The sequence below is a fragment of the Streptomyces sp. SCL15-4 genome, from assembly GCF_033366695.1.
Taxonomy (GTDB): Bacteria; Actinomycetota; Actinomycetes; order Streptomycetales; family Streptomycetaceae; genus Streptomyces.
In genome coordinates this window covers 4,111,711-4,125,236 of record NZ_JAOBTQ010000001.1, presented here as the reverse complement: position 1 = coordinate 4,125,236, position 13,526 = coordinate 4,111,711, and the positions used below count along the sequence as shown (strand labels likewise).

General features: G+C 74.3%; 9 protein-coding genes. 5 read left to right on the top strand and 4 right to left on the bottom strand.

The window, feature by feature from the left end:
- Position 1: 1 nt before the first annotated feature.
- The 4 genes from SCK26_RS18015 to SCK26_RS18000 all read right to left on the bottom strand — a co-directional run bounded on the left by SCK26_RS18015 (position 2) and on the right by SCK26_RS18000 (position 4,318).
- Positions 2–1,504 carry a DEAD/DEAH box helicase gene (locus SCK26_RS18015; RefSeq protein WP_318202322.1) on the bottom strand — a complete coding sequence of 501 codons (1,503 nt, stop codon included), beginning with the start codon at positions 1,502–1,504 and terminating at the stop codon, positions 2–4.
- A 220-nt stretch (positions 1,505–1,724) separates the two neighbouring features.
- Positions 1,725–1,928, bottom strand: coding sequence for a cold-shock protein (locus SCK26_RS18010; protein ID WP_007383480.1), 204 nt, complete (start codon positions 1,926–1,928; stop codon positions 1,725–1,727).
- A gap of 268 nt (positions 1,929–2,196) precedes the next feature.
- Positions 2,197–2,538, bottom strand: coding sequence for a MerR family transcriptional regulator (locus tag SCK26_RS18005; RefSeq protein WP_318202321.1), 342 nt, complete (start codon positions 2,536–2,538; stop codon positions 2,197–2,199).
- A gap of 415 nt (positions 2,539–2,953) precedes the next feature.
- On the bottom strand, positions 2,954–4,318 hold the full coding sequence (locus SCK26_RS18000) for a hydrolytic protein (protein ID WP_318202320.1): 1,365 nt from the start codon (positions 4,316–4,318) through the stop codon (positions 2,954–2,956).
- A 203-nt stretch (positions 4,319–4,521) separates the two neighbouring features.
- Between SCK26_RS18000 and SCK26_RS17995 the strand changes: the two genes are divergently transcribed.
- The 5 genes from SCK26_RS17995 to SCK26_RS17975 all read left to right on the top strand — a co-directional run bounded on the left by SCK26_RS17995 (position 4,522) and on the right by SCK26_RS17975 (position 13,488).
- Positions 4,522–5,244 (top strand): response regulator transcription factor, encoded by a 723-nt coding sequence (locus SCK26_RS17995; RefSeq protein ID WP_318202319.1) that lies wholly within the window; start codon positions 4,522–4,524, stop codon positions 5,242–5,244.
- Positions 5,245–5,435: 191 nt separating this feature from the next.
- Positions 5,436–8,657 carry a hypothetical protein gene (locus SCK26_RS17990; RefSeq protein WP_318202318.1) on the top strand — a complete coding sequence of 1,074 codons (3,222 nt, stop codon included), beginning with the start codon at positions 5,436–5,438 and terminating at the stop codon, positions 8,655–8,657.
- Complete coding sequence (locus tag SCK26_RS17985; protein ID WP_318202317.1) at positions 8,654–9,361, top strand: DUF4255 domain-containing protein; 708 nt, start codon at positions 8,654–8,656, stop codon at positions 9,359–9,361. Before SCK26_RS17990 ends, SCK26_RS17985 begins: the two co-directional genes overlap by 4 nt.
- Complete coding sequence (locus SCK26_RS17980) at positions 9,358–11,574, top strand: ATP-binding protein (RefSeq protein WP_318202316.1); 2,217 nt, start codon at positions 9,358–9,360, stop codon at positions 11,572–11,574. The genes SCK26_RS17985 and SCK26_RS17980 overlap by 4 nt, the downstream gene beginning before the upstream one ends.
- A 351-nt stretch (positions 11,575–11,925) precedes the next feature.
- Positions 11,926–13,488: a phage tail sheath family protein gene (locus SCK26_RS17975; protein ID WP_318202315.1), complete on the top strand. Its 1,563-nt coding sequence runs from the start codon at positions 11,926–11,928 to the stop codon at positions 13,486–13,488.
- Positions 13,489–13,526: the final 38 nt, after the last annotated feature.

Below are 13,526 nucleotides of genomic sequence, written 5' to 3'. Positions count from 1 at the left end.
GTCATCGGCTTGTCTCGGGAGCGGGACGCCCGGACGGGGCGCGCCGCGCCCCCCGGGCCCGCCGCGACCGCCCGCCCCGGCCGCGCCCGGCGGTACCGGGGCCCTGGGGACGTTCGGCGGCCGGTGCGGCGAGGACGACGGGGACGCCGGAGGGGGTCCGGGCGCCGGTGATCCGGGTCAGCTCGGGCTCGCCCGGGCGGACGCGGGTGGTGCGGGCGGTGATGTCGGCGGCGCTCATGAGCCGGTCCACCGACCGCCGCTGGTGCGGCAGCACCAGGGTGACGACGGTGCCGGACTTGCCGGCCCGGGCGGTGCGGCCGCCCCGGTGCAGGTAGTCCTTGTGATCGGCGGGCGGGTCGACGTTCACCACGAGGTCGATGTCGTCGATGTGCAGGCCGCGGGCGGCGACGTTGGTGGCCACCAGGACCGTGACCTCGCCGTCCTTGAACCGGGCGAGGGTGCGGGTGCGCTGCGGCTGGGACTTGCCGCCGTGCAGCGCCGAGGCCCGGACACCGACCGACAGCAGGTGCTTGGCCAGCCGTTCCGCCGCGTGCTTGGTGTCCAGGAACATGATCACGCGGCCGTCGCGGGCGGCGATCTCGGTGGCGGTGGTGTGCTTGTCGTCGTCGTGGACGTGCAGCAGGTGGTGCTCCATCGTGGTGACCGCGCCCGCCGACGGGTCGACCGAGTGCACGACCGGGTCGTGCAGGTAACGGCGCACCAGGAGGTCGATGTTGCGGTCCAGGGTGGCCGAGAACAGCATCCGCTGGCCGTCCGGGCGGACCTGGTCGAGCAGGGCGGTGACCTGGGGCATGAAGCCCATGTCGGTCATCTGGTCGGCCTCGTCCAGGACGGTGACGGCCACGCGGTCCAGCCGGCAGCCGCCGCGGTCGATGAGGTCCTTGAGCCGGCCGGGGGTCGCGACGACGACCTCGGCTCCGGCGCGCAGCGCGGACGTCTGGCGGCCGATGGACATGCCGCCGACGACGGTGACCAGGCGCAGGCGCAGCGCCCGCGCGTAAGGGGTGAGGGCGTCGGTGACCTGCTGGGCCAGTTCCCGGGTGGGGACGAGGACGAGGGCCAGCGGCTGCCGGGGCTCGGCCCGCTGTCCGGCCAGCCGGGCCAGCAGGGGCAGGCCGAAGGCGAGCGTCTTGCCCGACCCGGTACGGCCGCGGCCGAGGACGTCGCGTCCGGCCAGTGTGTTCGGCAGCGTCGCCGCCTGGATGGGGAAGGGAGCGGTCACGCCTTCGGTGCGCAGCGCGTCGTGCAGGGGCGCGGGCAGGTCCAGTTCGGCGAACGTCTCGGCCGGCGGCAGTGCCTCGGTGAGGGTGACCGGGAGGGCGAACTCGCCGAGGGGCGCGCGTCGGGCGCCCGGGCCCTTGCCCTGCGGGCCCTTGCCGCGCGCGGTGGTCCGCGAGGACCGGAAGGGCGCGGAGTCGTTGCCGCCGCGGCGGCCGGTGCCACCGGTGCCGGCGGCGCCCCGGGTACGACGGGTGGGGTTCATGCTGAGGAACCTCCTCGATGTGCGCGGCACGTGTCGAGGAATTCCTTTCGGCGGTGCGCAGCCGCGGCAGAATTCGCAAGAATGAGCCGAAGGGAGAAGCCGAAAGGGGCCTGGGGAGGCCGGACGGCGGGTAAACGGGCCGGGGTTTCCCGGAAGAGGAAAACGGACCGGGGCCCGCGCCCCATGAGCGCGGGCCCCGGCCTCGTAGAACGCGTCAGCGTCAGGCGGGAACGATGTTCTCGGCCTGCGGGCCCTTCTGGCCCTGCGTGACGTCGAAGGTAACCTTCTGGCCTTCCTGAAGCTCGCGGAAGCCGGAGGTGGCGATGTTCGAGTAGTGCGCGAACACGTCGGCGCCGCCGCCGTCCTGCTCGATGAAGCCGAAGCCCTTTTCCGCGTTGAACCACTTCACGGTGCCAGATGCCATATTGATTCTCCCTAGGGGCAGTGCCGTGATCCGCACTGTGCGGATCCCGAGTCGCCGCGATGATCGCCCCTCAGGGGTCCCGGAAAAGTTCCGGCAATCAAAACTGCAACTGTTATCACGGTAACACGGACCGGCCCGGCACACCCAGGTTTTCTGTCAATCAGTGTCGTCGGGGCGGATATTCTGAGGCGTCCTCACCGGAAAACCTTTCGGCGCGCTGCGGGCAATTCTCCAGTGGCCGGAGTAGATATGGTCCGGTCGCCCGGGCTCAACGGTCGTCACCGGGGCCGGGTCCGCCGGGCCCGCGGCGCATGTCCGCGTTCTGCCGCAGCGCCTCTCGAAGGCGGTCCTCCAGGTCGATGATGCGGCACGCGGCCTCCATGGGGGTGCCCTGGCCGACGAGTTCGCGGGCGCGGGCGGCGACGCGCAACTGGTGCCGGGAGTACCGGCGGTGGCCGCCCTCCGAGCGCAGGGGTGTGATCAGCCCCGCCTCGCCGACGGCCCGGAGGAAGGCGGGCGTGGTGCCGAGGAGGTCGGCGGCCCGGCCCATGGTGTAGGCGGGGTAGTCGTCGTCGTGGAGGTTGCCGGCGGGCGGGTTGTCGGCGGGCATGGCACCTTCGTTTCAAGGACACGGGCCATGTGTGCCCCGGTGTCCCAACCCTAACGTCGGTGTGTGCGCGTATGTGGTGCCGCCGCGGCAGATTTCCCGCCGACGGGCCCGGGCGCAGGGCGGTGCCGGGGTGCGTGGGGCCGGGCGGCGGGGTGAGGCGCCTCACGTCCGCAGGTGCGGGCGGGCCGCCTGGCGCGCCGGTGTGCGGGAGGCGGCGCGCGAGGCGCGCGAGGCACCGGGGAGGGTGCCGGGCCGGCCGTCCCGGCCGGGCGGGACCCGTCGGGCGGGACCGCTTCAGCCGGGGCGGGGTGGCGCTTTTCGGTCCTTTGGTGGCTGTTTCCGGACGGAGCAAGCGCCAACTCTTGGCAGATACACCCAATATCGTCCGACAATACGTCGGAGTATGGGGCTGGAGTTACTGACTGGTACGGCTGAGTACGCCACTCACGTTCAGGATCTCGTGGCATCCCTGCGCCTGACGTCCGGACGCCGGTGTGCCGGGCTTCTCGCACGTCACTTCGACGGTCACGGTGTCGTTCTCGGGGATCTTGATGGGGGTCACCCAGTGGTAGTCCTGGTTGCGGAAGGTCTCCAGCGCGATGGTGGTGATCTTGCGGTCCCCGAAGGAGATCGTCACCAGTCCCTCGTCGCCCTGGAAGTTGGCGACGACGATGTCCGTGACACCGAAGACGCTGTCCTTGGGCACCTGGTAGATACCGGGCTTGGTCTCCCCGCGGGTCGACTGCACGTCGATGGTCTGCGACAGCTGCCGGCCGCCGCCCACCACGGTGCCGCCGTCGGCCGACGTGCCGTCCTCACCGGACGTGCCGTCACCGCCCGTACCCGGAGCGCTCGATCGCCCGCCGCCGGGAGCGGTGCCCTTGCCCGTACCCGTGCCGGGACCGGTGCCCGGGCTCTGCCCGGCGTCGCCTTCCTCCCCGGCGGGCGTGGGCCGCGGCTGGACCGCCTCGGTGGCCGCTTCCTTGGCGGCGCTGCGCACCGCCGGACGGACCAGCATGAACCAGGCCAGCAGCAGCGCGAGCAGCGCCGCGAGCAGGGCGAGCAGCCACTTGGGGAAGATCGGTATCTGGACGAACTCCGCGTCCAGCGGCGCCCGCACGACGGGCTCGTCCCGCCGGGGCTCGTCCTGTTCGCCGGTCTCCGCGGCGTCCACGGTGAACGGCCACACCACCGGGGCGCCGAACCACACCGGCTTGCCCGTGCGCACCCGCAGGCCGATCTCCGTCGACTCGCCGGGCTCCAGGGCCTGTTCCGCCGGAGTGAACGCGAACGACAGCTCCTCGCCCGCCTGTCCGGCGGTGAAGCCCACCCGCACCGGGGTGTTGCCCTGGTTGCGCACCGCCAGCCGGTAGCGTCCGCGCAGCCAGCCGCGCCGCCGGCGCGGGGCCAGCTCGCTGTGCAGCTCGTGGAACGCCCCGATGTGCACGACGGTCTCGAGGACCCGCACCGACTCCGGGTGCTCGGCCGGCAGCACCCGCACACCGAGGGGAACCTCGCCGGCCCGCACCTCCGGGGAACGCGGGGGCTCCAGACGTACCGTCACCGTCTCGGAGGTGCCCGGATACAGGGAGACCCGTGCGGGCTCCACGGTGGACCAGGCCGCGCAGTCCCCCACGACCTCCAGGCTGTACGCCTCGACGATGTCGCTGTCGTTGCGCACGGTCACGGTGGTCGTGGCGATGTCTCCCGGCGCCACGGTCACTTCCGGGATGTCGAGGCCGGGAGCGCCGGGGCTGGAAGAGGCTGCAGAAGGCGTCACGCCAGCACAGTAGGCCGCCCCGGGACACGCCGCGAGAAGCGCGAGGGCAATGCCCGGGCAGTCGCGGTGCCCCGGAAGTCACCCGTCAACTCCCCGAAGGCGACGAACGGTTGAGGCCGCCGTCGCCCCGGGTGCGCCGTTCGGCGGCGCTCGTCCCCACTCACGCATACCCCGACCAGCACTCTTGAGACAGGTAAATCGCTATGTCCAGCACTGAGACAGCCGGGCCGGTCACGCCCACCACCCCGTCCGGTGGGCCGGCCCCGGCCTGGACCACGCACCGGACCTCCCGTACCGACCGGCCCGACCGGGCGACCGTCGCCGTCTACGCCGCCGACCCCGTACTGCGCCTGGGCGTCGTACAGCAGCTGCGGCAGCGTCCCGAGATCGACCTGCTCGCCGACGCCGACGCCGAGCGGGCCCAGGTGTCGCTGGTGGTCGTGGACCACGTCGACGACGACGTGGCGGCCCTGCTGCACCGCCTGCGGCACAACACCGCCACCCGGACCGGCCTGGTCGTCGCCACCCTCGGCTCCGGCTCGCTGCAACGCGTCATCGAGTGCGGGGTGGCGGCGGTGCTGCGGCGTGCCGAGGCCGACCAGGACCAGTTGCTGCGGCTCGTCCTGGCCATAGCCAACGGCGAGGGCGTCCTGCCCGGCGACCTGCTCGGCAAGCTCCTCAGCCACGTCGGCAGCCTCCAGCGCTCGGCGCTCGACCCGCGAGGGCTGTCCCTGTCCACGCTGACCACCCGCGAGGCGGACATGCTGCGCATGGTGTCGGAGGGCCTGGACACCGCCGAGATCGCGCGCAAGACCTCGTACTCCGAACGGACCGTCAAGAACATCCTCCACGAGGTCATCACCCGGCTCCAGCTGCGCAACCGGGCCCACGCGGTGGGCTACGCGCTGCGCAACGGGCTGATCTGACGGTCCGCCGCGGTCACGGCCGCGGCCCGGACGGGAACGCGCGCTGCCCCAAAGCACACCGCGCGTTTCCCCCGGGTATGGCCCCGCCGCCCTCCCGGGCCGCGCACGGCCCGGACAGGGTGGCGGGGGCGCACCCGGATTGCCGCAGGGGTAGACCCGGACTGCCGCACCAGACTGCGAGGGGGACCTTGATGGGAACCGCTGGCCCCGGCGGGCGGTACCGCCTGGGGCGGCTCGGCGCGTCGGCACTGCTGCTGATCCCGCTGCTCGGGGCGACCGCGGCCTCCGGTGTGGACGGCACCGCGGACGCCTCGCCGCGGGTGGCCGCCACCGCCGCGGAGACCAGGATCGCGTTCGCCGGCACCCGGCACCGCAGTCTCGGCGAGGTCACCTCCGACAAGACCAGCGCCGCGCTGTTTGGCCAGGGCCCGGTCCACAACGACATGCAGCCGTCCGCCCTGGGCAACCAGCTGGTCTTCACCAGCCGCCGCGACGAGAAGGACCCGCAGGTCTATCTGCGGCACGCCGACGGCTCCCTGATCCGCCTCACCGTCGGCATGAACGCGGCCCACCCCCGGCTGACGCCGGACGGCCGGTCCGTGGTCTTCGACGCGGCCGCGCCCGGCGGTCCGGACGGCAAGGACCAGCGCGACCTGTGGCAGGTGCGCACCGACAAGAGCGAACTGTCCCGGCTCACCAACACCCCCGCCGACGAGGAGTACCCCACGGTCTCCCCGGACGGGAAGCGCCTCGCGTACTCCGGCGACGGCGACTCGGCGGCCGGAGCGCAGATCTACGTACGGCCCCTGGACGGCGGCACCGCCACCCGGGTCACCTCTCCCGCGAACGGCACGGCCACCGAACCGGTGTGGAACCCGGCCGGCGACGGCGATCACCGGGACCTCATCGCGTACACCGCCACCAAGGACGGCGTGCCCCGGCTGCGGGTGACGGACGGCACCGACGGGAGCACCGACCGGCCGCTGCTCGGCGGTGACCGGGAGCAGTGGCGGGCCCACGCGCCGGCCTGGATCCCGGGCGGCAACGAGGTGCTGTTCCTGAGCCCCGAGATCACCTGCCAGTGCGAGGGCAACTACGACCACGTGTTCCGCGCGGTGCCGCACGACGGCGGGACGCCCGGGCTGGTGCTGAACGAGGACCGGGAGATCCGCTCGCCCACCTGGCTCGGCCCGCGCGACGGCGGCCGGGCGGTGGTGGAGCACGTCTCGGCCGACGGCCCGCACACGGTGACGCTCCAGGACATCCGGGCGGACGGGGCCGACCCCCGCGACCTGAACCTGACGATCCTGAACGAGGACCCGGAGGCCGACACCAACACCGACCCCACGAAGGACCCGCTCTTCCAGCCCCGGGCCGACTACGACCCGTGGACCGAGCGGCAGAGCTACACACCGGACGGCCGCCGCATCGTCGTGACCCGTTTCCTGGGCCCCCGCGGCAACCGCGTCGAGGAGATCTGGCTGGCGGACGCCGACGGCACCCACGAGGCGAGGCTGCCGCTCGACGGACGCGGACCGGGCGACCGGGACACCGACCCGGCGTTCTCCCCGGACGGCAAGTACCTCGCCTTCACCCGGATCTCGCCGGGCGGCGCCGACGGGACCGCGGGCGCCAGCCAGATCCTCATCGCGGACGCCGCCAGCGGCGCGATCACCGGGAAGATCACCCCGCCCGCCGGGGAGCTGCAAGGCCAGGACGCGCAGCCCACCTGGTCCGCCGACGGCAACATCCTGGCCTTCACCCGCAACGAGCTGGTCTACGGCGGCGGAGGCAACAAGCACATCTGGACCGTGCCCGTGAACAACCTCGGCCGGCAGACCGACCTGAGCGCCAGGAACTGCCCGGGCACCTGCGCGGTCATCGACGACAGCCCCGCGTTCTCCCCGGACGGCCGCAGCATCGCCTTCAACCGCAAGAACGGCGGCGGTGTGACCGACGAGCGCAACGGCATCATCCTGACGTCGGTGTCCGGCGACGACTGCCGGGTGCTCCTGCCCGGCTCCGCCCGCGACGTCCCCGGCGCCTGCCGCCGGGAACTGCCGGAGAACCCCGGGCCGTTCCAGCCCCGGGACGCCGCCTGGACGCCCGACGGCAAGTCCCTGGTGATCAGCGCCCGCCCGAGCCGGCCGGCCAACAGCCCCGAGAAGCTCAAGATGCTGGACGTGGCGACCGGCGAACTCACCAAGCTCACCAACGACCTCCCGGGCCGGCACAAGGAGCCCAGCGTCCAGCAGTCCGTCGACCTCGCCGTCCGGGCGCCCGGCACCGTTCCCGACGTGACCGTCGGCGACTCCACCACGGTCCGCGTCGACGTGGTGAACAACGGCCCCGCCACCTCCCCCGGCACCCGGCTGACCATCGCGCCCCCGGCCGGTGTCGACGTCACCCGGATCACCTGGCCCGGCGGCAGCTGCGACGCCGCGTCCCTCCTGTGCGACCTGGGCCTGGTGCCGCCCGGTACGACGGTCCCGGTGGACGTCACCCTCACCGGGCTCACCCCGGGTGACGCGCCGGTCGGCTGGTCGGTCACCGGCACGGTCCTGGACCCGCGGCCCAGCGACAACGACGGCCGGACCGTGGTGCCGGTGCGCACGGCCCCGCCGCCCACCCCGACCCCGACCCCGACCCCGACTCCCACTCCGACACCGACCCCGACTCCGCCCACGACTCCGCCCACGACCCCGCCGCCGGTTCCGACGCCGCCGCCCACCGTTCCGCCGGTGCCGCCGCAGCCGCCGGCGCCGAAGGCCGGGCCCGGCGTGCGCGTCACGGCCCAGCCGAACCCCGGCTACGTCGGCGGCCGGGTCGTGGTGACGTACACCGTCCGCAACGGCCGCGACGCGCTGGCCACCGGGCTGCGGCTGCGCATCGGACTGCCCGCCGGCATCCCCGACAGCGGGCCACCGCCGGGCTGCGACGCCTCCTGGGTGTGCGCGCTGCCGGACCTGGGACCGGGCGCGGACACCGTCGTACGTGTCGTCCTCAGCCCCAAGAAGGCGATGACCGGCCAGGTCACCGGCGTGCTCACCACGACCGGCACCGACGCCGACCGCGGTGACAACACCGCGCGGCAGCGGCTGCGCATCCTCCAGCCGCGCATCGTCGCCGTACCCGGCATCGGCAAGCCCGGCTTCGTCACCTCCGTGCGCGGCAAGGACTTCCCGCCCGGAGCGCCGGTGCGGTTCACCTGGAAGCCCGGGATCACCGCGGCGGCGGCGCCGACCGTGCCCAAGCCGGACGGCACCTTCATCGGCCAGCTGCTCATCCTCGCCAAGGACCAGACCGGGCCGCGCGAGATCTTCGCCAAGGGCCCCGGTTTCTCCCCGGTCAAGACCGACTTCCTGGTGGTCAACGGCAGCATCCAGCCGCCCGACGAGGTGACCCGCCGGTGATCCACGAGGTCGACGAGGGCCTGCGCCGGCTGCTCGGCGAGTCCGGCCTGGAGGCGTCGGGCGTCGAGGTCGTCTTCGACGCGCCCACCCGGGACTGGGCCGCGCGCCGCAGCGCGCCCACGGTCTGCGTCTTCCTGTACGACATCCGCGAGGACGCCGCCCGGCGCGGCAGCGGCGCCGGGGAGGTGTACGACGCGGACGGGCAGCTCGTGGCGCGCCGCACCCCGCCCCGCTGGTTCGATCTGACCTACCTGGTCACGGCGTGGGCGAGCCGTCCGCAGGACGAACACCGGCTGCTGTCGCAGGTGCTCGCCTGCCTGGTCTCCGCCGACACCCTGCCCGCGCGGCTGCTCACCGGCACGCTGGCCGAACTGGGGCTGACCGTGGGCCTGGACGTCGCCGGGACCGCCGCCGACGTACCGGCCGCCGCCGATGTGTGGTCGGCGCTCGGCGGTGAGCTGAAGGCGTCGCTGGGCGTACGGGTACGGGCACCGCTCGCCGGGGCGGTCACCGAGGTCGCGCCGCCGGTCACCGAGGGCCTCGTCGTCCGCTCCGCCGCCCGGCGCGCGGACGGGGAGGCGGAGCCGGGGCGCCGGCTGCGCTACAAGGAGACGACCGACCCGGGCCCGCAGGGCTTCGCCGGCCCCCGCGAACGGGGCCCGGCCCCCGCCCGCCGCCGCCACCGTGGAGACCGCCAGCCGTGACCCGCACCACCGAACCGCCCATGCCCGGCCGCACCACCGCCGAGCCGTCCGGAGAGCCCGGCCCCGAGACCGCCGCCGGGACGGCCGGGCCGGGCGACGAGCCGAGTGCCGCAGTGCCCGCGCGAGCGGAGAGCGCCGATGAGCCTTCCCCGTCGCGTGCCGTGGACGGTGCCGACCCTCTCTGGGACCGGCTGCGGGCCGTCGAGGAGCGGGTGCGGTGGGCGGTGGGGGTGCGGCGGGCCGGGGATCCCGATCCCGACGATCCGTACCGGGGGCAGTACCTGACCCCGGAGGCGGCGGCGCGCATCCTGGACGAGCCGGGCGGGCTCGGCGTACCCGGGCCCGGGCCCTGGCAGCCGCCGGCCGGTTCCGTGCTCGGCGCTCTCGCCGCGCGGTTCGGGCTGACACCGCTGGACCTGGACCTGCTCCTGGTCGCGGTGGCGCCGGATCTGGACGCGCGGTTCGAGCGGCTCTACGGCTACCTCAACGACGACCTCACCCGCCGCCGCCCCACCGTCGGCCTCGCCCTGGAGCTGTGCGGGCTCGCCGGCGCGGCACCCGGACGGTTCCGGCTCGCGCCCGGCGCGCCGCTGGTCGCGGGCGGTCTGGTGGAGGTCACCGAGCCGGACCGGCCGCCGCTGTCCCGCGCCTTGGTGGTCCCCGACCGGGTCACCGCCCACCTCCTCGGCCACGCGTGGCCCGACGCCCGGCTCGCCGGTGTGCTCGACGAGGCCCGCGAGGACCCGACCGCCGAGCCCGCCGAGGTGCGCCGCACGGCGGCGGCGGCCCGCACCGGTACCGGCCTGGTCCATCTGCGCGGCCGGGGCGGCGACGCCGAGGGCCTGGCCGTCGCGGCACTGGGCGCGGCCGGGACGCGTCCGCTCGTCCTGGACGCGGCGGCCCTCGCCCGGCGCACCGGCGACGTCCCCGAGCTGGCCCGGGTGGCCGCCCTCGAAGCCCGGCTGACCGGTGCCGGGGTCGTCCTCGGCCCGCTGGAGGCCCTGCCCGACGAACCCGCCGAACGCGCCCGCACGCTCCGCGCGTTGTGCACGGCGCTGCGGGGCATCCCGCTGCTGACGCACGGCGCCGTCGGCTGGGACCCGGGCTGGGCCGCCGACACCCCCGTCGTCCTGACCGTGCCGGCGCCCTCGCCCGAGCGGCAGGCCGTGCGCTGGCGGCACGCCCTGGAGCGGGCCGCAGGCGACGGCTCCGTACCCGGCGACACCGAGGCGCTCGCCCGGGCCGTGGCCGCGCACCGCCTGGACTCCGGCCAGGTGCGCCGCGCCGCCGACGTGGCCGTGCGCACGGCCGCCCTGACCGGCCGCCCGGTCCGTCCCGACGACCTGCGCACCGCCGTACGCGCGCAGAACGGCGCGGGCCTGGACCGGCTGGCCCGCCGGGTGGAGCCCACGGTCGGCTGGGACGACCTGGTGCTGCCGCCGCTCACCCACCGGCGGCTGCGCGAACTCGCGCTGCGCGCCCGGCACCGCGAGCAGGTGCTCGGGCAGTGGGGGATGCGGCCCGGCGGCGGACGCGGGCGCGGGGTGATCGCGCTGTTCGCGGGCGAGTCGGGTACCGGGAAGACCATGTCCGCCGAGGTCGTCGCGGCGGACCTCGGCATGGACCTGTACGTGGTGGACCTGTCCACGGTCGTCGACAAGTACGTGGGCGAGACCGAGAAGAACCTGGAGCGGATCTTCACCGAGGCGTCGGCGGTCAACGCCGTGCTGCTCTTCGACGAGGCCGACGCGATCTTCGGCAAGCGCTCGGAGGTGAAGGACGCGCACGACCGGCACGCCAACATCGAGTCGGCGTACCTGCTCCAGCGCATGGAGTCCTTCGACGGGATCGCGGTGCTGACCACCAATCTGCGGGCCAACCTGGACGAGGCGTTCACCCGCCGGCTCGACGTGATCGCCGACTTCCCGGTGCCCGACGCCACCCAGCGCCTCGCCCTGTGGGAGCGCTGCCTGGGCGACCGGCTGCCCCGGGCGGACGACCTGGACCTCGGCTTCTGCGCCGACCGCTTCGAACTGGCCGGCGGCTCGATCCGGGCCTGCGCGGTGACCGCGGCCTACCTCGCGGCGGAGTCCGGGGCGCCCCTGACCATGAGCCAGGTGGTGACGGCGATCGCCCAGGAGTACCGCAAGCTGGGCCGGCTGGTCCTGGAGACGGAGTTCGGGCCGTATCTGGCGTCGGCCGTGGGCGCCTGAGGGACCGCGCCGGCGCCGGATCGCCCGCTGCCGTGCTTGACGACGGCCCGCACGGGGAAGCAGGTGCCGTGCGAGGGGTGGGCTCGTGGCCGCGCGCGGGATCCACGTCCGCGGCCGCCGCCTCCTCGCGGACGTTCTCCCCGCCGGCCCCAGGGGCCCGTGCGGGCGTCCAGGGGCGTAGGGGCAGCGCGGGGGCAAGCCGGGGTGGCGGTGGGGCCCTCGGGGCGCGTTGGGAGAGGCAGTGTCCCTGCCCCCGGTCCGGTCCGCACGTACCTGTCCCCTCGGTGCGTCGGCCCCGCAGACTCGGCCTGGACACAGGTGAACCACCCGCAAGGACCCGAAGGAGCGAGCATGCCGACGTACCTCACCCCGGGCGTGTACGTGGAGGAGGTGCAGTCCGGTGCCCGACCGATCGAAGGGGTCGGCACCGCCGTCGCCGCGTTCGTCGGGTTCGCCGAGACCGGCCCGTTCCACACTCCGACGCTGGTCACCAGCTGGGACCAGTACACCCAGCTGTTCGGCGGCTTCACCGAGGGCGCCTACCTGCCGCACTCGGTCTACGGCTACTTCGCCAACGGCGGCGGCGCCGCGTACGTGGTGCGCGTCGGCGGCTCCGCCGAGGACGCCTCCGCACCGGCGGCCGGCACCGGCGGCCGGCGCGAGAACCGGGCGGCCCAGCCCGTCGAGCTGGGCGGCTTCCTGGTCGCGGCCCGGCCGGGCGCCTCCGGTGTGTCGGTGGAGATCGCCGACGCCGACGGAGAGAACCCGCCGGAGGACCGCTTCAAGGTGCTGGTCCGCCAGGGCGACCAGGTGGCGGAGACGTACGAGGCCTCCACCCGGAAGAACGTCAAGGGATACCTGGTCACCCAGGCCCGCGGCTCCCGGCTGATCGAGGTCACCGAGCAGCAGGGCGCCGCCCAGACCCGGCCCGCCAACCAGACCGTGCCGCTCGCCGAGGCCCCGGCCGCCGCTCCCGCCCCGTCCGCCTCCGGCGCGGTGGCCCGGCTCGACCCGTCGGAGTACGTCGGCGACGCCGCGGCCCGCACCGGGTTCGGCGGCCTGGAGACCATCGACGAGATCACCATGGTCGCGGTGCCGGACCTGATGAGCGCCTACCAGCGCGGCGACATCGACGCCGAGGGCGTGCGCACCGTCCAGCTCGCCGTGATCTCGCACTGCGAGCAGATGGGCGACCGGGTCGCGGTGCTGGACACCCCGCCCGGGCTCAACGCCCAGCAGGTGCGCACCTGGCGCAACGACGAGGCGGGCTACGACTCCCGGTACGCCACCCTCTACTACCCGTGGGTGCGCGTCTTCGACCCGGCCGCCGGACGCAACACCGCCGTCCCGCCGAGCGGGCACATCGCCGGCGTGTGGGCGCGCAGCGACCACGAGCGCGGCGTGCACAAGGCGCCCGCCAACGAGGTGATCCGCGGCGCGGTCGACCTGGAGCTGCGGCTCAGCAAGGGCGAGCAGGACCTGCTCAACCCGATCGGCGTCAACTGCGTACGCGCCTTCCCCGGCCGGGGCATCCGGGTGTGGGGTGCGCGCACCCTCTCCTCCGACCCGGCCTGGCGCTACCTGAACGTGCGCCGGCTGTTCAACTACCTGGAGGAGTCGATCCTCCTGGGCACCCAGTGGGTCGTCTTCGAGCCGAACGACGACCGGCTCTGGTCGAGCATCCGGCGCAACGTCACCGCCTTCCTCACCGAGGAGTGGCGCCGGGGCGCGCTGTTCGGCCGCACCGCCGAAGAGGCGTTCTACGTCAAGTGCGACCGCGACAACAACCCGCAGGAGTCCATCGACCAGGGCCGGGTCGTCTGCGAGATCGGCGTCTCGCCGGTCAAGCCCGCGGAGTTCGTGGTGTTCCGGCTGGCCCAGTTCTCCGACAGCACCAGCCTCATCGACGAGTGAGATCGAGCCAGAACAACGACCCGCGGGTCGGCAACGGA

What these genes read in the sequence shown, in the direction of transcription:
- SCK26_RS18015 (WP_318202322.1), bottom strand. Translation starts at nt 1,504, where the DNA reads ATGAACCCCACCCGTCGTACCCGGGGCGCCGCCGGCACCGGTGGCACC.
- SCK26_RS17995 (WP_318202319.1), top strand. Translation starts at nt 4,522, where the DNA reads ATGTCCAGCACTGAGACAGCCGGGCCGGTCACGCCCACCACCCCGTCC.
- SCK26_RS18010 (WP_007383480.1), bottom strand. Translation starts at nt 1,928, where the DNA reads ATGGCATCTGGCACCGTGAAGTGGTTCAACGCGGAAAAGGGCTTCGGC.
- SCK26_RS17990 (WP_318202318.1), top strand. Translation starts at nt 5,436, where the DNA reads ATGGGAACCGCTGGCCCCGGCGGGCGGTACCGCCTGGGGCGGCTCGGC.
- SCK26_RS18005 (WP_318202321.1), bottom strand. Translation starts at nt 2,538, where the DNA reads ATGCCCGCCGACAACCCGCCCGCCGGCAACCTCCACGACGACGACTAC.
- SCK26_RS17975 (WP_318202315.1), top strand. Translation starts at nt 11,926, where the DNA reads ATGCCGACGTACCTCACCCCGGGCGTGTACGTGGAGGAGGTGCAGTCC.